Annotated in this window: 19 protein-coding genes and 1 tRNA gene; 17 read left to right on the top strand and 3 right to left on the bottom strand. The window is 73.1% G+C overall.

The window, feature by feature from the left end; all coding sequences use genetic code 11:
* The first annotated feature begins 8 nt into the window (after positions 1–8).
* From P3T27_RS08770 to P3T27_RS08750, 5 genes are all read left to right on the top strand, one after another.
* Positions 9–956: an ABC transporter substrate-binding protein gene (locus P3T27_RS08770; RefSeq protein WP_280676085.1), complete on the top strand. Its 948-nt coding sequence runs from the start codon at positions 9–11 to the stop codon at positions 954–956.
* Positions 957–984: 28 nt separating this feature from the next.
* Entirely contained in the window at positions 985–2,013 is a 1,029-nt protein-coding gene (locus P3T27_RS08765) for an amino acid ABC transporter permease (protein WP_280676083.1), read from the top strand.
* Positions 2,010–2,804 carry an amino acid ABC transporter ATP-binding protein gene (locus tag P3T27_RS08760; protein ID WP_280676080.1) on the top strand — a complete coding sequence of 265 codons (795 nt, stop codon included), beginning with the start codon at positions 2,010–2,012 and terminating at the stop codon, positions 2,802–2,804. Before P3T27_RS08765 ends, P3T27_RS08760 begins: the two co-directional genes overlap by 4 nt.
* A gap of 63 nt (positions 2,805–2,867) precedes the next feature.
* Entirely contained in the window at positions 2,868–3,857 is a 990-nt protein-coding gene (locus P3T27_RS08755; RefSeq protein WP_280676078.1) for an ABC transporter substrate-binding protein, read from the top strand.
* A 75-nt stretch (positions 3,858–3,932) separates the two neighbouring features.
* The gene (locus P3T27_RS08750; RefSeq protein WP_280676076.1) at positions 3,933–5,153 is read left to right on the top strand and encodes a serine/threonine-protein kinase; all 1,221 of its coding nucleotides are present in this window, start codon (positions 3,933–3,935) and stop codon (positions 5,151–5,153) included.
* Here P3T27_RS08750 and P3T27_RS08745 read toward each other — a convergent pair.
* The gene (locus P3T27_RS08745) at positions 5,109–5,315 is read right to left on the bottom strand and encodes a hypothetical protein (RefSeq protein ID WP_348534073.1); all 207 of its coding nucleotides are present in this window, start codon (positions 5,313–5,315) and stop codon (positions 5,109–5,111) included. The two genes, P3T27_RS08750 and P3T27_RS08745, sit on opposite strands and share 45 nt — an antisense overlap.
* Before the next feature lie 207 nt (positions 5,316–5,522).
* Here P3T27_RS08745 and P3T27_RS08740 point away from each other — a divergent pair, with 207 nt between their 5' ends.
* Complete coding sequence (locus P3T27_RS08740) at positions 5,523–6,374, top strand: fumarylacetoacetate hydrolase family protein (RefSeq protein ID WP_280676074.1); 852 nt, start codon at positions 5,523–5,525, stop codon at positions 6,372–6,374.
* Positions 6,375–6,420: 46 nt separating this feature from the next.
* Here the strand turns inward: P3T27_RS08740 and P3T27_RS08735 are convergent, their stop codons facing one another.
* Entirely contained in the window at positions 6,421–7,176 is a 756-nt protein-coding gene (locus P3T27_RS08735; protein ID WP_280676072.1) for a helix-turn-helix domain-containing protein, read from the bottom strand.
* 188 nt (positions 7,177–7,364) lie between these two features.
* Between P3T27_RS08735 and P3T27_RS08730 the strand changes: the two genes are divergently transcribed.
* The 4 genes from P3T27_RS08730 (at position 7,365) to P3T27_RS08715 (ending at position 12,969) form a co-directional block, all read left to right on the top strand.
* Positions 7,365–9,071, top strand: a complete 1,707-nt coding sequence (locus tag P3T27_RS08730; RefSeq protein WP_280676070.1) for a DUF885 domain-containing protein — start codon at positions 7,365–7,367, stop codon at positions 9,069–9,071.
* A gap of 191 nt (positions 9,072–9,262) precedes the next feature.
* On the top strand, positions 9,263–10,852 hold the full coding sequence (locus P3T27_RS08725; protein ID WP_280676604.1) for an MFS transporter: 1,590 nt from the start codon (positions 9,263–9,265) through the stop codon (positions 10,850–10,852).
* An 80-nt stretch (positions 10,853–10,932) separates the two neighbouring features.
* Positions 10,933–11,838 (top strand): carbohydrate kinase family protein, encoded by a 906-nt coding sequence (locus P3T27_RS08720; protein WP_280676068.1) that lies wholly within the window; start codon positions 10,933–10,935, stop codon positions 11,836–11,838.
* Between the two features lie 117 nt (positions 11,839–11,955).
* Positions 11,956–12,969: a trypsin-like peptidase domain-containing protein gene (locus P3T27_RS08715; RefSeq protein ID WP_280676066.1), complete on the top strand. Its 1,014-nt coding sequence runs from the start codon at positions 11,956–11,958 to the stop codon at positions 12,967–12,969.
* Between the two features lie 142 nt (positions 12,970–13,111).
* Here P3T27_RS08715 and P3T27_RS08710 read toward each other — a convergent pair.
* A tRNA-Arg gene (locus P3T27_RS08710) sits at positions 13,112–13,183 on the bottom strand.
* A gap of 188 nt (positions 13,184–13,371) precedes the next feature.
* Between P3T27_RS08710 and P3T27_RS08705 the strand changes: the two genes are divergently transcribed.
* The 7 genes from P3T27_RS08705 (at position 13,372) to rho (ending at position 23,572) form a co-directional block, all read left to right on the top strand.
* Complete coding sequence (locus P3T27_RS08705) at positions 13,372–13,746, top strand: response regulator (RefSeq protein ID WP_280676602.1); 375 nt, start codon at positions 13,372–13,374, stop codon at positions 13,744–13,746.
* 141 nt (positions 13,747–13,887) lie between these two features.
* Positions 13,888–15,549: an arginine--tRNA ligase gene (gene argS, locus P3T27_RS08700; RefSeq protein WP_280676064.1), complete on the top strand. Its 1,662-nt coding sequence runs from the start codon at positions 13,888–13,890 to the stop codon at positions 15,547–15,549.
* 86 nt (positions 15,550–15,635) lie between these two features.
* Positions 15,636–17,027, top strand: coding sequence for a diaminopimelate decarboxylase (gene lysA / locus P3T27_RS08695; RefSeq protein ID WP_280676062.1), 1,392 nt, complete (start codon positions 15,636–15,638; stop codon positions 17,025–17,027).
* A 138-nt stretch (positions 17,028–17,165) separates the two neighbouring features.
* Entirely contained in the window at positions 17,166–18,458 is a 1,293-nt protein-coding gene (locus P3T27_RS08690; RefSeq protein WP_280676060.1) for a homoserine dehydrogenase, read from the top strand.
* Between the two features lie 9 nt (positions 18,459–18,467).
* On the top strand, positions 18,468–19,565 hold the full coding sequence (thrC, locus tag P3T27_RS08685) for a threonine synthase (RefSeq protein ID WP_280676058.1): 1,098 nt from the start codon (positions 18,468–18,470) through the stop codon (positions 19,563–19,565).
* 364 nt (positions 19,566–19,929) lie between these two features.
* Positions 19,930–20,868 (top strand): homoserine kinase, encoded by a 939-nt coding sequence (gene thrB / locus P3T27_RS08680; RefSeq protein ID WP_280676055.1) that lies wholly within the window; start codon positions 19,930–19,932, stop codon positions 20,866–20,868.
* 592 nt (positions 20,869–21,460) lie between these two features.
* Positions 21,461–23,572: a transcription termination factor Rho gene (gene rho / locus P3T27_RS08675; protein ID WP_280676053.1), complete on the top strand. Its 2,112-nt coding sequence runs from the start codon at positions 21,461–21,463 to the stop codon at positions 23,570–23,572.
* The last annotated feature ends 32 nt before the right edge of the window (positions 23,573–23,604 follow it).

The following is a 23,604-nucleotide window of genomic DNA, read 5'->3' as shown; positions in this document are numbered from 1 at the left end:
GGCCCTTCGTGAGAACCACCACCGTCCGCCGCCTGCTCGCGGCCACCGCCCTGCTGCCGGTGCTGGCGCTGGCCGCGTGCGGCTCGGACCCGAAGATCGCGGGTGCGGCGGGGGCGAGCGGGCCCGCCGCCACCGCCGCCTCCCAGGACGTCGTCTCCGGCCTCGCGAAGTCGGACGCCGTCGCCGCGCTGCTGCCCGAGGAGGTCCGCAAGGCCGGCACGCTGACGTTCGGCGCGTCCTTCGGCGCGCCGCCCACCGCCTTCTACGCCGACCAGGCCACGAAGAAGCCGGCCGGGATCGACGTGGACTTCACCGATGCGGTGGCCAGGCTGCTCGGGCTGACCGTGCGGCGCGAGGAGGCCGCCTTCGAGACCATCCTGCCCGCCCTGGACAGCGGCAAGTTCGACGTCGGCACCGGCAACTTCGGGGTCACCACGGCCCGGCTGAAGACCATCGACTTCGTCACCTACATCGACGACGGCCAGGGCTTCGCGGTCAGGAAGGACGACAAGGACGTCCAGCCGGTCACCGACCTGGTCCAGCTCTGCGGGCTGACCATCGGCACCGGCGCCGGCACCACCTTCGAGACCACGCTGAACGCGAGGAGGAACGTCTGCACCGACGCCGGGAAGAAGCCGTACGAGGTCAAGGCGTTCAGCGACGGCGGCGCCGTGCTCACCGGCCTCCAGCAGGGCCGGGTGGACGTCCTGATGTCCACCATCAACGGCCTGCGCTACCAGGCCGCGCAGGAGGCCTCGGGGACGCGCTTCCTCGGCGAGTTCCACCGGCTGGACGTCGGCTTCGCGTTCAAGAAGGGCTCGAAGCTCACCCCGGCCTTCCAGGCGGCGGTCAACCAGCTGATCAAGGACGGGACGTACGAGCGGATCCTCCGGAAGTGGGGGGTCACCGACTCGGCGATCGCGGAGTCCCGGATCAGCCCGCCCGAACACCCGTGATCCCCGGGTCTGCCGAAGGAGCCCCCCGATGACCGTCAGCATCACCGCACCGCCCGGGGCCCCGGCCCGCCGCGGGCCCGCGCCCGGCCCCGGTTCCGACCCCGGCCCCGATCCCCGCCTCGACCTCGACGAACTGGCCGGACTGCGGACCGTCCCCGCCCGGCACCCCTGGCGCTGGGGGATCGGGATCGCCGCGCTCGTCGTCCTCGCCCAGTTCGCCCACGGGCTGGCCACCAACCCCGGCTGGGACTGGGCCACCTTCCGGGTCTACTTCACCGCCGACACCATCGTCCAGGCGGTCGGCCGCACCCTCGAACTCACCGCCTACGGCACGCTGCTGGGCTTCCTGCTGGGCGCCGTGGTGGCCGGGATGCGACTGTCCCGCAGCGCGATCCTGCGGTCCATCGCCTGGGCGTACGTCTGGGTGTTCCGGTCGATCCCGCTGATCGTCCAGCTGGTGTTCTGGTTCAACCTGTCGTACCTGTACAAGCGGTTCGGGATCGGCATCCCGTTCGGTCCGACCTTCGGGGACGTGGAGACGGGCGGCGTGCTGAGCGCGCTCGGCGCCGCCGTGCTCGGCCTCGGGCTGCACCAGGGCGCGTTCGCCGCCGAGATCATCCGCGGCGGCATCATCGCGGTGGACGCCGGCCAGCGGGAGGCCGCCGCCGCGCTCGGCATCCCGCGCTGGCGCCAGGGCTGGCGGATCGTGCTGCCGCAGGCGATGCGCGGCATCCTGCCGGCCGCCGCCAACGAGGTGATCTCGCTGCTCAAGGGCACCTCGGTGGTCTACGTGATGGCCATCGGCGAGCTCTTCTACCAGGCCCAGGTGGTCTACGGCCGGACCGGCCGGGTGGTGCCGCTGCTGATGGTCGCCACCGTCTGGTACGTGCTGCTGACCACGGTGCTGTCGATCGGCCAGTACTACGTCGAGCGCTACTTCGCCCGCGGCGCGCAGCGCACCCCGCCGCCCACCCCGCTCCAGCGCGCCCGGGCCTTCGTCCGGGCCCGGCCGGCCCGCACGCCGGCCGCCGCCCGTACCCCCGGAGGACGTTCATGACCGCGCTCGCCAAGCCCGCCCCGGACACCGCCGCGCCGATGGTGCAGGTCCGCGGCCTGCACAAGAGCTTCGGGCAACTGGCGGTGCTGCGCGGGCTCGACCTGGACGTCCCGGCCGGCTCGGTGACGGTGGTGCTCGGCCCGTCCGGCTCCGGCAAGTCCACGTTGCTGCGCGCGATCAACCACCTGGAGAAGCTCGACGGCGGCTACGTCGCCATCGACGGCGAGCTGATCGGCTACCGGCGCTCCGGCGACCGGCTGCACGAGCTCAAGGAGCGCGAGGTGCTGCGCCAGCGCACCGACATCGGCTTCGTGTTCCAGAACTTCAACCTGTTCCCGCACCTCACCGTGCTGGAGAACCTGGTCGAGGCGCCGATCGCGGCGCTGCGCCGGCCCCGGGCCGAGGCCAGGACGGCGGCGCTGGCGCTGCTGGAGCGGGTCGGGCTGGCCGACAAGGCCGACGCGTACCCCCGGCAGCTGTCCGGCGGCCAGCAGCAGCGGGTGGCGATCGCCCGGGCGCTGGCCCTGGAGCCGAAGGTGCTGCTGTTCGACGAGCCCACCTCGGCGCTCGACCCGGAGCTGGTCGGCGAGGTGCTGGACGTCATCAAGGACCTCGCCCGGACCGGCACCACCATGATCGTAGTCACCCACGAGATCGGCTTCGCCCGCGAGGTCGCCGACACCGTCGTCTTCATGGACGGCGGCGTGGTGGTCGAGCAGGGCCCGCCGGCCGAGGTCCTGGACCACCCGCGGCACGAGCGCACCCGGGCCTTCCTGGCCAAGGTGCTCTGACCCGCCGCACCGCCATCACCCCCCTTACTGCCGAAATCCCTTTCACCGAGCAGGAGTTCCGCCATGTCCCTACCCCGTCGCGCCCTGGTGGCCGCCGCCGGCGTGTTCGCCGCCGCCCTCGCCCTGGCCGCCTGCGGCGGCGCGTCCTCGGGAGCCTCGGCGGGACTCGCCCCGGCCAGGGGCACCACGGCGCCGAACGGCACCGCGGTGAATCTGACGCCCCATCAGAACCGGGTGACCACGCCCAAGGTCGACGCGATCGCGGCGCTCGTCCCGGAGGAGATCAGAAGGCGGGGGACGCTGACCGTCGTCGACTCCCTCGGCACCACCCCGCCGCTGGACTTCTACGCCGACGACGACCGGACCGTCATCGGCGTCGAGCCGGACCTCGCCTCCCTGGTCGGCAACGTCCTCGGCCTCAAGGTCGAGTTCAACCCGGTCTCCTGGGAGAACATCTTCGTCGGCCTGGACAGCGGAAAGTACGACGTCGGGCTCTCCAACATCACCGTCACCGAGGCCCGCAAGGAGAAGTACGACTTCGCCACCTACCGGCTGGACGTCCTCGGCTTCGAGGCGAAGAAGGGCAGCGGCCTCAAGGTCGCCGGCGCCAAGGACCTCGCCGGCCGGTCGGTCGGCGTCGCCTCCGGCACCAACCAGGAGAAGCTGCTGATCTCCTGGAGTGAGGACAACGTCAGGAACGGCCTCAAGCCGATCGACATCAAGTACTTCCAGGGCACCGAGTTCTACCTGGCGCTCTCCTCCGGCCGGATCGACGCCTACGTCGGCCCCAACCCGAGCCTGGCCTTCCACGTCGCGCAGACCGGCGAGACCGAGGTGGTCGGCACCTACTCGGGCGGCGGCGCGGACGTCCTCGGCAAGATCGCCGCGACCACCCGGAAGGACAACGGGCTGGTCCAGGCGCTCAACGGGGCGCTGAACGAGGTGATCGGGAACGGCACGTACGGCCAGGTGCTCAAGCGCTGGGGCCTCGACAACGAGGCCGTGACGACCTCCGAGATCAACCCGCCCGGGCTGCCCAAGCCGAAGCCCTGATCCGTTCACCCGTTCGCCTCCCCCCGCCGCTATGGTGACCCAGCCGACGGCGAACGCCGTCCGGAGGACCTGGAGTTGGGGGAGGACATGCGGCAGGGGGAGGTGCTCGACGGCCGCTACCGGCTGGACGCGCTGCTGGGCCGGGGCGGATTCGGCGTGGTCTGGAAGGCCACCGACCTGCGGCTCGACCGTGAGGTCGCGGTCAAGGTGCTGCTGGAGGAGCACGCCACCGACCGGGAGGCCATCGGACGGTTCGTCCGCGAGGCCCGGACGGCCGGCGGCCTGTCCAACCCGCACATCGTGACGGTGCACGACTACGGCCGGGTCGCGACCGGCGCCGGGGAGACCCACTACCTGGTCCTGGAACTGGTCCGCGGCCGGGCCCTGTCCGCGGTCCTCAAGGACGGCGTCCCGGACCAGGAGGTCGCGCTGAAGTGGATGCGCCAGGTCTGCAAGGCGCTGGACGCCGCGCACCGCTCGGGCATCGTCCACCGGGACATCAAGCCCGAGAACGTGATGATCGACGACGGCGGCAAGGCCAAGGTGCTGGACTTCGGCATCGCCCGGCTGCTCACCCAGTCCGCCGTGCTCACCTCCACCGGCAACGTGGTCGGCACCGTCCCCTACCTGGCGCCCGAGTGCTGGTCCGGCGCCGCCGTGGACGGCCGGGCCGACCTCTACGCGCTCGGCGTCATGCTGTACGAACTCTGCGCCGGGCGGCGGCCGTTCCGCGCCACCTCGGCCGCCGAGTACATGTACAAGCACCTGGAGGAGACCCCGCCCCGGGTCCGCAGCACCGACCCGGCGCTGGCCGACCTGGTCGCCGGGCTGCTCGCCAAGCGGCCGGCGGACCGGCCCGCCACCGCCGTCGAGGTGCTGGAGCGGCTGCGCCGGATCCGGCCCGGGGTGCTGCGCCCGGACGACCCCAGCCCGGAGCAGCTGCGCCGCCGGGCCGACCAGGCCTGGCAGCGCGGCGCGCAGGGCGCCCCCGCGGAGGCCGTCGGGATGCTCACCGCGCTCATCCCCGACCTCGCCCGGATCTGCGGCCCGGCCGACCCGCGGACCCTGCGCACCTGCCACGACCTGGCCCTCTGGCTGGCCCAGGACGGCAGCCCGGGCGCCGCCGTCGCGCTGCTGCGCGACCTGGCCGCGGTGGCGGCCGCCGAGCCGGACGCCCGGGCCGACGTGCTGCGCGACCTCGACCGCTGGCACCGGGAGGTCGCCCGGACCGGACCGGGCCTGCCGCGGGCGCTAAGCCTGGCCGGCCTGCTCGGCGGCGGCCCGCAGAGCGGCTGAGGCGCCCGCGGCGATCGGGTCGCCGTGCCCGAACACCACGGTCTCCACCGGCAGTGCGGCCAGCCGCCGGAAGGCGGCCCGCGCCCGGGCCGGATCGGTGTTGAACACCCCGCACCTGGTCCGCCCCCGGACGTTGGAGACCGCGTCGCCGGTGAACAGCACGCCCGGTCCCTCGGCCCGGCCCGGCGGGCTGTCAACCGTGCGGGCCGCCGATTCGGGGCTCCCGGCGGCTGTGGGAATTGATAGGAATTCGCCCCCCGGAACTGTCTGGTTCGCCGACCGGTGGCGTTGATATACCTCGTTGCCAGGGTCGGGTGCGGTGTCCTGCGCCGCCCCGGCGAGCTGCGACGAAAGGCTGGTGACGGATCGATGAAGCTCCTCCGCGTCGGACCCCCGGGCGCCGAGCGCCCGGTCGTGCTGGGCCAGGACGGCACCGGGTACGACCTCTCCGGGCGTGCCCGGGACATCGACGGGGCTTTCCTGGCCGGGTTGGACACCGCCGTGCTGGCGCGGGACGTGGCCGCCGGCGTCCTGCCCCGGGTGGACCTCGCCGGGCAGCGGGTGGGCGCGCCGGTCGCCCGTCCGGGCAAGGTGGTCGGCATCGGGCTCAACTACCGCGACCACGCCGCCGAGGCCGGGGCCGCGATCCCGGACGAGCCGGTGATCTTCCTCAAGCCGAGCTACACCGTGGTCGGCCCGTACGACGAGGTGCTGGTGCCGCGCGGCGGCGAGAAGACCGACTACGAGGCCGAACTGGCCATCGTGATCGGCCGCACCGCCCGCTACCTGGCCGGGCACGAGGAGGCCGCGGAGGTGATCGCCGGCTACGCGATCGCCAACGACGTCACCGAGCGGGCCTTCCAGTTCGAGCGCGGCGGCCAGTGGGACAAGGGCAAGTCGGCGGAGACCTTCACCCCGCTGGGGCCCTGGCTGGTCACCGCCGACGAGGTGGCCGACCCGCAGCAGCTGCCGTTGCGGCTCTGGGTCAACGGCGAACTGCGGCAGGACGGCAACACCGGGAAGATGGTCTTCCCGGTGCTCGAACTGGTCCGCTACGTCAGCCAGTTCATGGTCCTGGAGCCCGGCGACGTGATCGTCACCGGCACTCCGGCGGGCGTCACCCTGGGCCACCCCGGCACGCCGTTCCTGGCTCCGGGCGACATCGTCGAGATCGAGGTCGACGGCCTCGGCCGCCAGCGCCAGGTACTCGGGAAGGCCTGACCCTCCCGCGGCGCCGGCCGCCCCGACCCCGGGCACGGGGGTCGGGTCACCGGGCCGCCAGCACCTCGCGCAGCCGCTCGGCCCGCGTCGCCCGCGGCCCCTCCAGCGCGAGCAGCACCGACAGCACCTGCGCGGTCTGCGGATCGTGCAGCGCGGTCGCCGCCGCCATCGCCGTGAACTGGTCCACCAGCCAGTCGCGCAGCTCGCCCACCGGCAGCGTGCGCCCCTCGTCCAGCCAGCTCAGCGACGCGCCCTCGACCACCGAGATCCACGAGCGCACCAGCAGCGTCAGCCGCGGACCGGCCTCCCGCACGCCGAGGTGCCGCAGGGTCCGCTTGAGCGCCGCCCGCCGGACGTCGTCGACGATCGCCGAGGTACGGGTCGTCTCCACCACCGAACCGCCGCGCAGCAGCGCCGAGTAGCCGGCGTCGTGCTCGGCCACGAAGGCGAAGTAGCCGTCCAGGACGGCCGCCAGCTGCTCGGACGGGGTCCCGGCCAGCGGGACGGCGAAGCGGCTGGTCAGCTCGTCGGCGGCGCTGCGCAGCGCCGCCTCGTACAACTGCTGCTTGCCGCCCGCGAAGTAGCGGTAGACCAGTGGGCGGGAGGCCCCGGCGGCCTCGGCGACGTCGTCCAGGCTCACCTCCTCGGGCGGCCGGGCGGCGAACAGCTCCAGGGCGACCGCGATCAGCTGCTCGCGCCGCTGCTGCACCGGCAGCCGCCGGTATCCGGTGCGGCGCGGGCGGGCGGCGGGTGCGGCCGGGGTGGGCACCGGGTCGGTTGCCGTGGCGGGGCGGGCTTCCATGGCGGTCAGCGTAATGGGCGCCGGCCGGATCGGGTCCTGTCGCGCGCGGTGGTTTCCCGAACGCGTGTTTGCGAGGTTCCCGCTCAGGGTGCGTCCGCCGGACGCACCCTGGCCGGGATTCGGCCGGTACATGTCACCGATCGCCGGTAAGGGCTTGCATTCGGCCCGTGTCACGCCATGATGTCCGAATGGTTGAAGAACTGATCACCTCCGATGCCACCACCCCGCGCCGCATCGCCGACGGTTACGTCCGGGCCCTGGCCGAACTCGACCCGCTGACCGCGGTCTACCTGGGGCTCAATCCCGAGGACGACCGGCTGCCCGACCTCTCGCCGACCGGCGCCGAGGCGATCGCCGACCTCGGCCGCCGCACCCTGGCGGCCCTCGCTGAGGCCGAACGGGCCGGCGCCGCCGAGGACGAGGCCGAGCGCCGCTGCGCCCGCCTGCTGCGCGAGCGGCTGACCGCCGAACTCGCCGTCCACGAGGCCGGGGAGAACTTCCGCGCGGTCCGCAACCTGGGCTCCCCGGTGCACGACGTCCGTGACGTCTTCACCCTGATGGCGACCGACACCGAGGCCGAGTGGCAGATCGTCGGCCGCCGGCTGGCCCGCATCCCGCTCGCGCTGGAGCAGTACCGCGAGACGCTGGCCGCCGGCATCGAGCGCGGCCTGCTGTCCGGCCCGCGCCAGGTGACCACCGTGGTCGGGCAGTTCGGCGAGTGGCTGGCGGGGGACGTGCCCGGTGGCTGGTTCGGCGAGTTCGTCCAGGGCGCGCCGGAGGGCGTGCGCGCCGGGCTGTCCGAGCACGCGGTGGCCGCCGCCGAGGCGCTGGCCGCCCTGCGCGACTGGCTGCGCGACGTCTACGGCCCGGCCGCCGCCGACACCCCCGACACCACCGGCCGGGAGCGCTACCGCCGGTTCGTCCGCTTCTGGACCGGCTCCGACCTGGACCTGGACGAGGCCTACGCGTGGGCCTGGGGCGAGTTCCACGACCTGCTCGCGCAGATGGAGGCCGAGGCCGAGAAGGTCCGCCCGGGCACCGACCCGATGGCCGCGATGAAGTGGCTGGAGGCGGAGGGCCCGGCGGTCGAGGGCGCCGAGGCCACCCGGGCGTACCTCCAGGAGCTGATGGACCAGGCGATCCGGGACCTCCAGGGCACCCACTTCGACCTGGCCGAGCCGGTCACCCGGGTCGAGTCGAGGATCGCCCCGCCCGGCAGCGCGGCCGCGCCGTACTACTCCGCGCCCTCGCTGGACTTCAGCCGCCCCGGGCGGACCTGGCTGCCGACGCTCGGCCGGGAGCACTTCCCGGTCTGGGACCTGGTTTCCACCTGGTACCACGAGGGCGTCCCGGGCCACCACCTGCAGCTCGCGCAGTGGAACTACGTCGCCGACCGACTCTCCACCTACCAGGTCAGCCTCGGCGGGGTGAGCGCCAACCTGGAGGGCTGGGCGCTGTACGCCGAGCGCCTGATGGACGAGCTCGGCTACCTCACCGATCCGGGCCACCGCCTCGGCTACCTCAACGCGCAGATGATGCGCGCGCTGCGGGTGATCGTCGACATCGGCATGCACGCGGGCCTGGACTTCCCGGCCGACTCCCCGTACCAGCCGGGCCGGCCGGTCAGCCCGGAGGCCGCCCGGGAGTTCTTCGGCCGGTACTGCGGCCTGTCCGCCGACTTCCTGGACAGCGAACTGGTCCGCTACCTGGGCATGCCCGGCCAGGCGATCGGCTACAAGCTGGGCGAGCGCGCCTGGCTGCGCGGCCGGGCGGCGGCGCGGGCGGCGCACGAGGCGCGCGGCGAGGAGTTCGACCTCAAGGCCTGGCACATGGCGGCGCTCTCGCAGGGCTCGCTGGGGCTGGACGACCTGGTCGCGGAGCTCTCCGCGCTGTAGGAACCCCTCCCGCTCCGGGAACCCCTCGGCGACCAGGGCCCCGGGACTCGTCCGCGAGTCCCGGGGCCCTGGTCCTCTGGTCCCGGAAAGGTCGATTCGGCGAGGTTTTGCCTTGCGGTTCGTCCGCGCGGGGGTTTCGCTTGAAGGCGAGTGCGTGACCTCTCCGTATCCGGAAGGCTCGACCAGTGCCTGTGCATCCCGCCACCGTTCATGAGAACGCGGACAGCCGCCGCTGGTGGGTGCTGGCCGTCATCGCCATCGCCCAGCTCATGATCGTCCTCGACGTGACCATCGTGAACATCGCGTTGCCATCGGCCCAGCGGGACCTGGGCATCTCCGACGCCGGCCGGCAGTGGGTGATCACCGCCTACACGCTCGCCTTCGGCGGCCTGCTGCTGCTCGGCGGCCGGCTCGGCGACCTCTTCGGCCGCAAGCGCGTCTTCACCGTCGGCCTGCTGGGCTTCGCCCTCGCCTCCGCCCTCGGCGGCGCGGCGGTCGGCCCGGCCATGCTCTTCGGCTCCCGTGCCCTCCAGGGCGCGTTCGCCGCCCTGCTCGCCCCCTCCGCGCTGGGGCTGCTCTCCACCACCTTCACCAAGCCGAAGGAACGCGGTACGGCCTTCGGCGTCTTCGGCGCGATCGCCGGCGGCGGCTCCGCGATGGGCCTGATCCTGGGCGGTCTGCTGACGGAGTACCTGGACTGGCGCTGGTGCCTGTTCGTCAACGTTCCGATCGCCGCCGCGGCGGCCATCGCGGCCTTCTCCATCCTGGACCGCGACCACATCGGCAAGGGGCGCCGGGTCAAGCTCGACCTGCCCGGCGCGCTGCTCGGCTGCGGCGGCCTGCTGGCGATCGTCTTCGGCACCTCCGAGGCCGTCACCCGCACCTGGGGCGACCGGCTGGTGCTCGGCTCGCTGGCCGTCGGCGCGGCGCTGATCGCGTCGTTCGTCCTGGTCGAGAAGCGCACCGCGCACCCGCTGCTGCCCCTGCACGTCGTCGCCCAGCGCAACCGCGTCGGCGCCGCCCTCTCGGTCGGCCTGGCGATGATCGGCATGTTCGGCCTGTTCCTGTTCCTCACCTACTACCTGCAGGTCATCAAGCACTTCTCACCGGTGCTGTCCGGCATCTCCTTCCTGCCCATGACGGCCGTCGTCGTGATCAGTTCGACGGGCTTCGCGGCCCGGCTGATGACCAGGGTGCCGTCGCGCAACCTGATCGGGCCCGGACTGCTGCTCGCCGCGGCCGGCATGGCCTGGCTGACCCAGATGAGGGTGGACAGCCCGTGGGCGGTCCTGGTGCTGCCCGCCGAGCTGCTGCTCGGCGTCGGCATGGGCCTGGTCTTCATGCCGTCGATGAGCCTGGCCACCCTCGGGGTCGGCCCGCGCGAGGCGGGCGCGGCCGCGGCCACCCTGAACTCGTCCCAGCAGGTGGGCGGTTCGATCGGCGTGGCGCTGCTCAACACGGTCGCGGCCAGCGCCACGGCGGGGTTCCTCGCCACCCGGATCGCCACCGACCCGGCGGTCCGGGCCCAGGGCACGGTGCACGGCTACGTGGTCGCGACCTGGGTGTCGACGGGCATCCTGCTGCTGGCCGCGCTGATCGCCGTCCTGGTGATCGACCACCGGCCGGCGACCGGGTCGGCGGCCGCCGCACGCCCCGTCGAGGTGCGCCCCGTCGAGGCGCGCTCCGTCGAGGCCCGGCCCGCCGAGGTCAGGTCCGGCGACGGCCGGTCGGGCGCCGGGGCGCACACGGCCGCCCCGGCGGAGCGCCGACGGGAAACCTGAAATTTTCAGCAAGGTCTTGCAGTCACCTCCGGCGCCTGCTTGACTCCTGGCCACCGTCCAGGGATCAAGGAGGCGCCGTCATGCCGCCCGAGTTCGACCTGCTCGTCGTCGGCGGCGCCGGCGTGGACACCATCGTCCGGGTGGACCGGCTGGAGATCCCGCCCGGCGACTCGCAGTTCGTCGAACCCGTCCGCGACTACGTCGGCCACACCGGCAGCGGCGTCGCCCTCGGCGCCCACCACCTCGGCCTGCGCACCGCCTTCCTCGACTTCCTCGGCGACGACCCGCAGGGCGGCCTGGTCCGCGCCGCCTTCGAGCGCCACGGCCTGCACTTCGCGCACCTGGTGAGCCCGCACGGCACCCCGCGCGGGGTCAACCTGGTGGACGCCGCCGGCCGCCGGTTCTCCTTCTACGACGGCCGCCACCCCGCCGACCTGCGGCTGCCGCGCGAGTTCTACCTGCCGTACGCGCGGCGCAGCCGGCACGTCCACCTCTCCATCACCGGCGTCAACCGGGACATGTACGCCGACCTCCACCGGCTCGGCCGCACCACCTCCACCGACCTGCACGACTGGGACGGTGCCAACCCGCACCACCGCGACTACGCGCTCGGCTCCGACCTGGTGTTCCTCTCGGTGGCCGGCTGCCGGGGCCGCCACGAACAGGTGATGCGCGCGATCCTCGCCGAGGGCCGCGCCGCCGTCGTCACCGCCACCGCGGGCGCCGACGGCTGCTACCTGCTCACCCGGGGCGACGCGCAGGTGCGCCACCTCCCGGCGGTCGACCCGGGCCGCCCGGTGGTGGACACCAACGGCGCCGGGGACGCCTTCGTCGTCGGCTTCCTGTCCGCCTGGTTCCGGGGCCGCCCGCCGCTGGACTGCGCCCGGGCCGGTTCGGTCGCCGGCGCCTTCGCCTGCACCGCCGCCGGGACGCACACCGCCTTCGTCCAGGCCGGGGAGCTGAACCGCTTACTCGACGCCGGGTGAGCTTTTTCTCATCGAGATCCCAGCCATCGGTAACGACCTTTCCAGGCTGAGACGGCATAGTCGGTGATCGCACGTCACCACCGAACGAGCCGTCGACCACTGGCAGGAGAGACAGGCATGGGTCAGCACCGCCGCCGGCCGCCGCGCCGCCGCAGCCTTCTGGGTCCGGCCCTGCTCGCCGCGCTCTCGGCGGTCCTGGTGGCCGCCGTGGTGACCGGCACGCACGGGCTGAGCCTGTCCGACGCGACGGCCGCCGGGAAGGCGGCGCGCAGCCCCCGGGCCGCCGTCGCGCCGGCCGAGACCACGGCCACGCCCGAGGCGCCCGCCTCACCCGCGCCGGTCGACGCCCCCGTGCCGACCGACGGCCCGTCCGCCGCCCCGTCCGACGGCCCGACCGCCGACCCCGCCGCCGCGCCGGGCGGCACCCCGTCGGCCTCCCCGACGCCCTCCGCGGCGGCGACCCCCGCCACCCACGGCGCCCTCCCCGGCACCACCGCCACCGCCGCCGCCACCCCCGAAGCCGCCACCGTCGGCGCGCTGTTCAGCGGCGCCGTGGCGGCCGGCAACCACTTCTGCACCGCCAGCGTGCTGCACAGCCCGGGTGGCAACCTGCTGCTGACCGCCGCGCACTGCCTCAGCGGCACCGCCGGCGTCACCTTCGTCCCCGGCTACCGCGACGGCTCCGCCCCGTACGGCAGCTGGCAGGTCACCGCCGTCCACACCACCACCGGTTGGTCCCAGCAGGGCGACCAGGACGAGGACTTCGCCGTCCTGGAGACGGCGCCGAGCAACGGCCGCAAGGTCGAGGACGTGGTCGGCGGCAACCGGCTCGGCCCCGACGAGCCCTTCGGCGCCACCGTCCGCCTCTACGGCTACCCCGGCGACGCCGAGGAGCCCGTCCTCTGCACCAGCACCACCGGCCAGCAGAGCGCCTACCAGCGCGTCATCGCGTGCCCGGCCTACCCGTCCGGCACCAGCGGCGGCCCCTGGATCGACACCGCCACCGGCGACGTGGTCGGCGCCATCGGCGGCTACCAGCAGGGCGGCGACACCGACGACATCTCCTACAGCGCCTACTTCGACCACACCGTCGCCGGGCTCGTCTCCCAGGTCGAGGCCGCCGCCTCCTGAGCCCGGGGCCGGGGGTGCTCCCCGCCCGTCCCGCTCCTCGACCACCCATCCCAGGACCGACCGTCCGGGTCCGGACATGACGAAGGCCCAGATCCGTGGATCAACTCCACTGATCTGGGCCTCTGTTGCACTTCCTGCGAAGTGCCCCCGGTAGGATTCGAACCTACGCACCCGCCTCCGGAGGGCGGTGCTCTATCCCCTGAGCTACGGGGGCCTGGCTGGTGTCATCGGCGCTTCGGCCTCCGACGTGAAGAACACTACCAGGCTCCGGGCGTGGTCCGTGCACGGGTTTGCGCGACGGCGCCGGAGCCGGACGGGCGCCAGGTGGCGAGGGGCCGGCGGAAGTGCCCAAAGGCCGGACGGGGCGGCGGGGGCGCCGATACCCTCGGTGAGGTGTCGGGAGTGTCCGGGCGGGTCCTCGTGGTGGACGACAGCGAGGTGATCCGCCAGCTGATCAGGGTCAACCTGGAGCTTGAGGGCTTCGAGGTGGTGACCGCCGCCGACGGCGCCGAGTGCCTGGAGGTGGTCCGCCGGGTGAAGCCGGACGTGGTCACGCTGGACGTGGTGATGCCGCGCCTGGACGGCCTGCGGACGGCGGCCCGGCTGCGCGCGACCCCGGGGACCAGCCGACTGCCGATCGCGATCGTGAGCGCCTGCACCCCGGCCGATCTGGACCTGGGGGAGGCGGTCGGCGTGGACGGCTACCTCGGCAAGCCCTTCGATCCGGCCGATCTGGTGGCGCTGGTGCGGCGGCTGATGGCCGCCGGGCGGGTCTGACGAGTCCCGCCGCGAGAGTTTCGCCCTGAGCGAACAGGGCGGACGGATCGGGGCCGACACCCCTGTCGGGACGGCGTGGCGGTGTCTCAACCGGCAAACCGGGTGGCGGGCGGGTACCCCGTCTCGCCTACCCTTGGCGTCGTGACACCCGCAGAGCTTTCCCAGGCAGTCCAGGCCGCAGTGAGCGCCGCCGTCGAGGCGGGCGAGCTGACCGTCGCCGTGCCCGAGCACGTGACGGTCGAGCGGCCCAAGAACAGGGACCACGGCGACTACGCGACCAACGTGGCCCTCCAGCTCGCCAAGGCGGCCGGCCGGCCGCCGCGAGCCGTGGCCGAACTGCTCGCCGACCGCCTGCGAGGGATCACCGGCGTCGCCAAGGTCGACATCGCCGGGCCGGGCTTCCTGAACATCACCCTGGACACCGCCACCGCCGGTGCGCTGGCGCGCACCATCGTCGAGGCGGGCGAGGCCTACGGCCGCAACCGGGACCTCGCGGGCCTGAAGATCAACCTGGAGTTCGTCTCCGCCAACCCGACCGGCCCGATCCACATCGGCGGCGTCCGCTGGGCCGCCGTCGGCGACTCGCTGGCGCGCGTGCTGCGGGCCTGCGGCGCCGACGTCACCACCGAGTACTACCTGAACGACGCCGGCGTGCAGATCACCAAGTTCGCCGCCTCGCTGCAGGCCGTCGCGAACGGCCACGAGGCGCCCGAGGGCGGGTACGTCGGCGAGTACATCGCCGACATCGCCAAGGCGATCACCGACGCCGTCCCGGGCGTGCTCGACCTGCCCGAGGCCGAGCAGCTGCAGGTCTTCCGCACCGAGGGCCTGAAGCTCATGGTGGGCGAGATCAAGCGCTCCATGGACGAGTTCGGCACCCACTTCGACGTGTGGTTCTCCGAGAAGTCGCTGCACGACTCCGGCGCCGTCGAGCAGGCCACCAGCCGGCTGCGCGAGCAGGGCCACGTCTTCGAGCAGGACGGCGCGGTCTTCCTGCGCACCACCGACTTCGGCGACGACAAGGACCGCGTCCTGATCAAGGCCGACGGCGACACCACCTACTTCGCCGCCGACGCCGCCTACTACCTGTCCAAGCGCGACCGCGGCACCGAGGTCGCGCTCTACATGCTGGGCGCCGACCACCACGGGTACGTCAACCGCCTGAAGGCCATCGCGGCCTGCGCGGGCGACGACATGAACCACAACATCGAGGTGAAGATCGGCCAGTTCGTGAAGATGCTTCGCGACGGCGAGGAGGTCCGCATGTCCAAGCGGGCCGGCAACATCATCACGATCGACGACGTGGTCGAGTGGATCGGCGTGGACGCCGCCCGCTACACCCTGGCGCGGTCCTCCACGGACTCCACCATCACGCTCGACATCAACGTCCTGACCAGCCAGACCAACGAGAACCGGGTCTACTACGTCCAGTACGCCCACTCCCGGATGTGCGCCGTCCAGCGCAACGCCGACGAGCACGGCATCTCGCGCGGTGCGGCCGAGGACTTCAAACCGGAGCTGCTGATCACCGAGTGGGAGTCCGACCTGCTCGGCCACCTCGGTGAGTTCCCGCGCGTGCTGGCCTCGGCCGGCGAGCTGCGCGAGCCGCACCGGGTCGCCACGTACCTGGAGGACCTGGCGGCCAAGTACCACCGCTTCTACGACAACTGCCGCATCCTGCCGCGCGGTGACGAGGAGGTCACGGACCTCACGCGCGCCCGGCTGTGGCTGGCCGACGCGACGCGCACGGTCGTCGCCAACGGCCTGACGCTCCTGGGCGTCACGGCGCCCGAGCGGATGTAGGCACCACCCCCAAGCGCACGGCGGGGGCGGCTGACGGTCAACGAGGACCGTCGCCGCCCCTCGCCATAGGTCAAGGAACGAGGGACATGAGTCGCTCTGCACACCCCGCGGGCCCCCGTCACGGCGACGTGCTGCCCGAGGGCCACTACCAGGCCCCGCCGGCCGACCTGAACGCGCTCGACCCCAAGGTCTGGTCGCGCACCGTCGCCCGCAACGCCGAGGGCGTGGCCACCGTCGGCGGGATCGACGTCACGGCGCTGGCGGCCGAGTTCGGCACGCCGGCCTACGTGCTCGACGAGGAGGACTTCCGGACCCGGGCGCGCGCCTGGCGGGACGCCTTCGGCACCGACGCGGACGTCTACTACGCCGGCAAGGCGTTCCTCTCCAAGGCGATCGTGCGCTGGCTGCACGAGGAGGGCCTGAACCTCGACGTGTGCAGCTCCGGCGAGCTGGCGGTGGCGCTGGCCGCCGGGATGCCGCCGGCGCGGATCGCGCTGCACGGCAACAACAAGTCGGCGGACGAGCTGGAACACGCGGTGAAGACCGGCGTCGGGCACATCGTGCTCGACTCCTACGAGGAGATCGAGCGCCTGGCCGCGATCACCGCCCGCCAGGGCGTCCGCCAGCAGGTGCTGATCCGGATCACGGTCGGCGTCGAGGCGCACACCCACGAGTTCATCGCCACCGCGCACGAGGACCAGAAGTTCGGGCTGTCGCTGACCGGGGGAGCGGCCGCCGAGGCGGTGCGCCGGGTGCTCGGCCACGACGGCCTGGAACTGCGCGGCATCCACTCGCACATCGGCTCGCAGATCTTCGACACCGCCGGGTTCGAGGTGGCCGCCCGCCGGGTGGTCGGCCTGCTGGCCGAGATCCGCGACGAGCACGGCGTCGAGCTGCCCGAGATCGACCTGGGCGGCGGCCTGGGCATCGCGTACACCAGCGACGACGACCCGCGCGAGCCGGCCGAGATCGCGGCCGCGCTGGCCGAGATCGTGCGCCGCGAGTGCGCCGCCGCGAACCTGAAGGCCCCCCGGCTGAGCGTGGAGCCGGGCCGGGCGATCGTCGGCCCGACGGCGTTCACGCTGTACGAGGTCGGCACCGTCAAGCCGCTGGAGGGCCTGCGCACCTACGTCAGCGTGGACGGCGGGATGTCCGACAACATCCGGACCGCGCTGTACGACGCCGACTACTCGGTCTCCCTGGTGTCGCGCCGCAGCGACGCGGAGCCGATGCTGGTCCGCGTGGTCGGCAAGCACTGCGAGTCCGGCGACATCCTGGTCCGGGACGCCTTCCTGCCGGCCGACCTGGCCCCCGGCGACCTGATCGCGGTGCCCGCCACCGGCGCGTACTGCCGCTCGATGGCGAGCAATTACAACCACGCCCTGAAGCCTCCCGTGCTCGCCGTCAAGGACGGTGCCGCGCGGGTGATCGTCCGGCGCGAGACGGAGGAGGATCTCCTGCGTCTCGATATCGGATGACGGAATTCTTGTCTCAGATCATGGAACGACCGTAGATCCGTCCGGGAAGTCACCGAGACTGGTACGGACCGAAGTTCCCGGCGGCCCCGAGAATCCCGCCGGAATTACCGAAGCACGATGAATGCAGAGCGGAGTCGGATGATGCGTACGCGCCCGCTGAAGGTGGCGTTGCTGGGTTGTGGTGTGGTGGGCTCCGAGGTGGCGCGCATCATGACGACGACGGCCGACGACCTCGCCGCGCGCATCGGTGCCCCGGTCGAGCTCGCCGGGATCGCGGTCCGCCGGGCCGGCCGGGTCCGTCCGGGCGTGCCCGAGCACCTGATCACCACCGACGCCGAGGCCCTGGTCAACCGGGGCGACATCGACGTGGTGGTCGAGGTCGTGGGCGGCATCGAGCCGTCCAAACACCTCATCCTGTCGGCGTTCGAGCAGGGCGCCTCGGTGGTCAGCGCCAACAAGGCGCTGCTCGCCAAGGACGGCACCGAACTGCACGCCGCGGCCGCCGCCGCCGGGGTGGACCTGTACTACGAGGCCGCGGTGGCGGGCGCGATCCCGCTGCTGCGCCCGCTGCGCGAGTCCCTCGCGGGGGACAAGGTCAACCGGGTGCTGGGCATCGTCAACGGCACCACCAACTTCATCCTCGACAAGATGGACACCACCGGCGCCGGCTACTCGGAGGCGCTGGAGGAGGCCACCGCGCTGGGCTACGCCGAGGCCGACCCGACGGCCGACGTCGAGGGCTTCGACGCCGCCGCCAAGGCCGCGATCCTGGCCGGCATCGCCTTCCACACCGAGGTCACCGCGGCGGACGTCTACCGCGAGGGCATCACCGAGGTGACCGCCGCCGACATCGCCTCCGCCAAGGAGATGGGCTGCGTGGTCAAGCTGCTCGCGATCTGCGAGCGGGCGGCGGACGGCGAGTCCGTCACCGCGCGGGTCCACCCGGCGATGATCCCGCTGTCGCACCCGCTGGCCTCCGTCCGCGAGGCGTACAACGCGGTGTTCGTCGAGGCCGAGGCGGCCGGCCGGCTGATGTTCTACGGCCCGGGTGCGGGCGGCTCGCCGACCGCCTCCGCGGTGCTCGGCGACCTGGTCGCGGTCTGCCGCAACAAGCTGGCCGGCGCGACCGGTCCCGGTGACTCGGTGTACACGCAGCTGCCCGCCAAGCCGATGGACGAGGTGGTCACCCGCTACCACGTCAGCCTGGACGTGGACGACCGCGCGGGCGTGCTCGCCCAGGTCGCGTCCGTCTTCGCCGAGCACGGCGTCTCCATCGACACCGTGCGCCAGCAGGGCCGCGAGGGCGACGCCTCGCTCGTCGTGGTCACTCACCGTGCGACCGACGCCGCGCTGTCGGCGACGGTCGACAAGCTCCGCGCGCTGGACAGCGTGCGGGACGTGGCCAGCATCATGCGGGTCGAAGGGGAGTAAGGAACAGCCATGAACGCCGTTGCCGAGAACGTCGTCCGAGGCGCGCACACCCACCAGTGGCGCGGCCTGATCGAGGAGTACCGGGACCGCCTGCCGGTCACCGCGGCCACGCCGGTGGTCACCCTGCTGGAGGGCGGCACCCCGCTGGTCCCGGCCCAGGTGCTCTCCGAGCGCACCGGCTGCGAGGTCTACCTCAAGGTCGAGGGCGCCAACCCGACCGGATCCTTCAAGGACCGCGGGATGACGATGGCCATCTCGAAGGCCAAGGAGGACGGCGCGCAGGCCGTCATCTGCGCCTCCACCGGCAACACCTCGGCCTCCGCCGCCGCGTACGCGGTGCGGGCCGGGATGGTCTGCGCGGTGCTCGTCCCGCAGGGCAAGATCGCCCTCGGCAAGATGGGCCAGGCGCTGGTGCACGGCGCCAAGATCCTGCAGGTGGACGGGAACTTCGACGACTGCCTCACCCTCGCGCGTGAACTGTCCGAGAAGTACCCGGTGGCGCTGGTCAACTCGGTCAACCCGGCGCGCATCGAGGGCCAGAAGACCGCGGCCTTCGAGATCGTCGACATGCTCGGCGACGCCCCGGACATCCACGTCCTGCCGGTCGGCAACGCGGGCAACATCACCGCGTACTGGAAGGGCTACCGCGAGTACGCCACCGACGGCCTCGCCACCCGCACCCCGCGGATGTGGGGCTTCCAGGCCTCCGGCTCGGCCCCGATCGTGGACGGCGCGCCGGTGCTCAAGCCGCAGACCATCGCCACCGCGATCCGGATCGGCAACCCGGCCTCCTGGGACTTCGCGCTCGCCGCGCGGGACGAGTCGGGCGGCCTCATCGACAAGGTGACCGACCGTCAGATCCTGTCCGCCTACCGGCTGTTGGCCGCTCAGGAGGGCGTCTTCGTGGAGCCCGCCTCGGCTGCCTCGGTGGCCGGTCTGCTGGCCAAGGCGGAGGCCGGCCTGGTCGACCCGGGCCAGCGGATCGTCTGCACCGTGACCGGCAACGGCCTCAAGGACCCGGACTGGGCGGTGGCCGGAGCGCCGCAGCCGCAGATCGTCCCGATCGACCCGGAGGCGGCCGCGCAGCGCCTGGGCCTGCTCGACTGACCCCGCGCCGGGCCGCCCGCGGCACCTGACGCCCCGACGGGCCGCCCCTTCAGGGGGTCGGCCCGTCGGCGTTCTCCGCTGACACTTTTGTGTCGATTGCGGCGCGCATTCCGATCCGATTCCGGTACGCATTCCGGCCAGAAGCGGCAACACACCAGATCGAAGGACCACGGGGTGTACCACTGGGGAACCTCTCTTCGATACTCTGGGTTCGGCCGTGTGGCACATGCCCCGGGCCCGGTCTTCTCCAGACCGCGCCGACGACTGTGACCGCCCGCCCCGGAGGGGGCCCGCGGCCCCCTCCCCGCCCTTCGCACCGACGACGCGCTCCGCGCCGCCCGATTTCCCCAGGAGAGTCCACCGCATGGCCGGTCCCGCGTTCCGTGCCGCCGCCGTCCGGGTCCGGGTTCCCGCGACCAGTGCCAATCTCGGCCCAGGCTTCGACGCCTTCGGACTCGCGCTGGGTCTGTACGACGACGTGGTCGTCCGGGTCGCCGACTCCGGCCTCTCCGTCGACATCGCCGGCGAGGGTGCCGACACGCTGCCCCGCGACGAACGCCACCTGCTGGTCCGCTCGATGCGCGCCGCCTTCGACCGCCTCGGCGGCCAGCCGCGCGGCCTCGAAGTGGTCTGCGCCAACCGGATACCGCACGGCCGCGGCCTGGGCTCGTCCTCGGCCGCCATCTGCGCCGGCATCGTGGCCGCCCGCGCCGTCACCATCGGCGGCCCGTCCGCGCTGGACGACGACGCGTTGCTGGCCCTCGCCTCCGAGTTGGAGGGCCACCCCGACAACGTCGCGGCCTGCCTGCGCGGCAACTTCACCATCGCCTGGACCGACGAGGAGTCGGCCAAGGCGGTCACCCTGGAGCCCTCCGACCAGGTCGTCCCGGTGGTGTTCGTCCCCGCCGACGAGGTGCTCACCGAGACCGCCCGCGGCCTGCTGCCGAAGACCGTCCCGCTGACCGACGCCGCCGTCAACGCGGGCCGCGCCGCGCTGCTGGTCGAGGCGCTGACCCGGCGGCCCGAGCTGCTGCTCGCCGCCACCGAGGACCGCCTGCACCAGGACTACCGCTCCTCCGCCATGCCGGACAGCGCCGCGCTGGTGGGCGCGCTGCGCGCGGAGGGCGTCCCCGCGGTGATCTCGGGGGCCGGTCCGACCGTCCTCGCGCTCACCGACGAGGCGGGCGCCGACAAGGTGCTCTCCTTCGCCGGGCACCACGGCCACGGCGGCGACCCGGCGTTCGCCGCACACCGCCTGGAGCTCGACCGGATCGGGGCCACCGTGCTCCCGCTGGACGTCTGAGCGGCCCGTTCGGGCCGCTCGTCGGGCCCGGCTCGGCCCCGTGCCGAGCCGGGCCGTCCGGACACGATTGGCAAGCACAAGGCTGGGGAATGTCTGAGGGGGTCGGTAGTGTTAACCTCATTGCTGCACCAGGTGCCCTCCGGGGCTCGGTGCGCCGCGTCCCGATCCCAGCACTCCACTGCCGTGGAGTCGCGGCGATGTACGGGGCGACGATTCTCCGGGAGCCCACCGCAGCGCGTACGCAGCCTGCCTGCGCGACACGCGGCCGCATCCCGAAGCCGTGACGGCACCTGACTCCCACCCGCGGCCTCCCACCTTGAGGCCAGGACGGGCTGAGCGCGGGCCACCGTCACGCGACGGGGGCCCGGGATTCGCAGGCAGCGTGGGGGTACGCCCGGTCGGCACACGACCGGCCCGCCGCGCCATTCAGCACCACCGTGCTTCATGCACCGCACCTCGCAGCTCTCCCTCGACCGGCTTCCGCCTTTCGAGGGATCACCGCCTCGGACCGACGCAGTCGAGCGTCGGTCAGGACAGCACAACCGGTCGCCGAGCCAGACAGGCCGACGTCCGCTCCAGGGAAGGACCCTTAGTGAGCGACTCCACCGATCTGATGGGCGCGCGCCCGGACGCCGAGGCGTCGGACGCAGCCGCCGCCCCCGCGGCCCCGGCGCGGCGCCGCCGTACCGCCGCCGCGGGCCTGGACGGCATGGTCCTGGCCGAGCTGCAGAAGCTCGCCGCGGACCTGGGCATCACCGGTACCGGACGCATGCGCAAGAGCCAGCTGATCGAGACCATCAAGGAGAAGAGCGGCGGCGACCCGCTGCTCGCCGCCGGTGGTGCCCCGGCTGCCGCCAAGCGCACCGCCGCCAAGGCGGACGCCGAGGCCCCGGCCGAGAAGCCCGCCCGCCGCACCAAGGCCGCCGCCGCCAAGGCCGCCGCCGAGGCCCCGGCCGCCGCCGAGTCGCAGGCCCAGATCGAGATCCCGGTCCAGGCCGCCGCCGAGACCGCCGCGCCGGCCCGCGCCGAGCGCACCCGCCGCCGGGCCACCTCCGCCGCCGGCGCCCCGGTCGCCGAGGTCGAGGCCGAGGCCGGCGTGGTCGTGGCCGAGCCCAAGCAGGCCGAGACCCGCCAGGCCGAGACCCGCGGCTTCGAGGGCCGCGAGGAGGGTCGTCCCGAGACCCGCCGCGACCGCCGGGACCGCCGGGACCGCCGCGACGGCGGCGAGCGCACCGAGCGCACCGAGCGCCAGGACGGCGGCGAGGCCCAGGCCGGTCAGGACGGCGACTCGCGCGAGTCGCGCCGCGACCGCCGCAACCGCCGTGAGCGCACCGACCGCCAGCCCCAGCAGGGCGGCGGCCAGCAGCAGGGCGGCCAGGGCGACGGCCAGCAGGGCCGCCAGGGCGGCCAGCAGACCCAGCAGCCGCAGGCCCAGCAGGGCGGCTACGACGACGACGAGTTCGGCGACGGTCGCCGGGGCCGCCGCGGCCGCTACCGCGACCGTCGGGGCCGCGGCAGCCGCCGCGAGGGCTTCGAGGTCGGCCCCGCCGAGCCGCAGGTCGGCGACGACGACGTCCTGATCCCGGTCGCGGGCATCCTCGACATCCTCGACAACTACGCGTTCGTGCGTACCTCCGGCTACCTGCCGGGCCAGAACGACGTGTACGTCTCGCTCGCCCAGGTCCGCAAGAACGGCCTGCGCAAGGGCGACGCCATCACCGGCGCGGTGCGCCAGCCCCGCGAGGGCGAGCGCCGCGAGAAGTTCAACGCGATGGTGCGGCTGGACTCCGTCAACGGCATGGACCCGGAGAGCGGCCGCGGCCGCCCCGAGTTCAACAAGCTGACCCCGCTCTACCCGCAGGACCGGCTGCGCCTGGAGACCGACCCGGGCGTGCTGACCACCCGGATCATCGACCTGGTGTCGCCGATCGGCAAGGGCCAGCGCGGTCTGATCGTCGCGCCGCCGAAGACCGGTAAGACGATGGTGCTGCAGGCGGTCGCCAACGCGATCACCCACAACAACCCCGAGTGCCACCTGATGGTCGTCCTGGTCGACGAGCGTCCGGAGGAGGTCACCGACATGCAGCGGTCGGTGAAGGGCGAGGTCATCTCCTCGACCTTCGACCGCCCGGCCGAGGACCACACCACCGTCGCCGAGCTGGCCATCGAGCGCGCCAAGCGCCTGGTGGAGCTGGGCCACGACGTGGTCATCCTGCTGGACTCGATCACCCGCCTCGGCCGCGCCTACAACCTGGCGGCGCCGGCCTCCGGCCGCATCCTGTCCGGTGGTGTCGACTCGACCGCGCTGTACCCGCCGAAGAAGTTCTTCGGTGCCGCGCGCAACATCGAGAACGGCGGCTCGCTGACCATCCTGGCCACCGCGCTGGTCGAGACCGGCTCGCGCATGGACGAGGTGATCTTCGAGGAGTTCAAGGGCACCGGCAACATGGAGCTCAAGCTCGACCGGAAGCTCTCGGACAAGCGCATCTTCCCGGCCGTCGACGTGGACGCCTCCAGCACCCGCAAGGAGGAGATCCTGCTCGGCAGCGAGGAGTTGGCCATCGTCTGGAAGCTGCGCCGGGTGCTGCACGCGCTCGACTCGCAGCAGGCCATCGAGCTGCTCCTGGACAAGATGAAGCAGACCAAGAGCAACGCCGAGTTCCTGATGCAGATCGCCAAGACCACCCCCGGCTCCGGCGACTGACCGTAGCCGGACGGCTGTCGGACACGGAACCC

This window comes from Kitasatospora sp. MAA19 (assembly GCF_029894125.1).
Classification (GTDB): Bacteria; Actinomycetota; Actinomycetes; order Streptomycetales; family Streptomycetaceae; genus Kitasatospora.
This window is presented reverse-complemented; position numbering and strand designations above follow the sequence as displayed.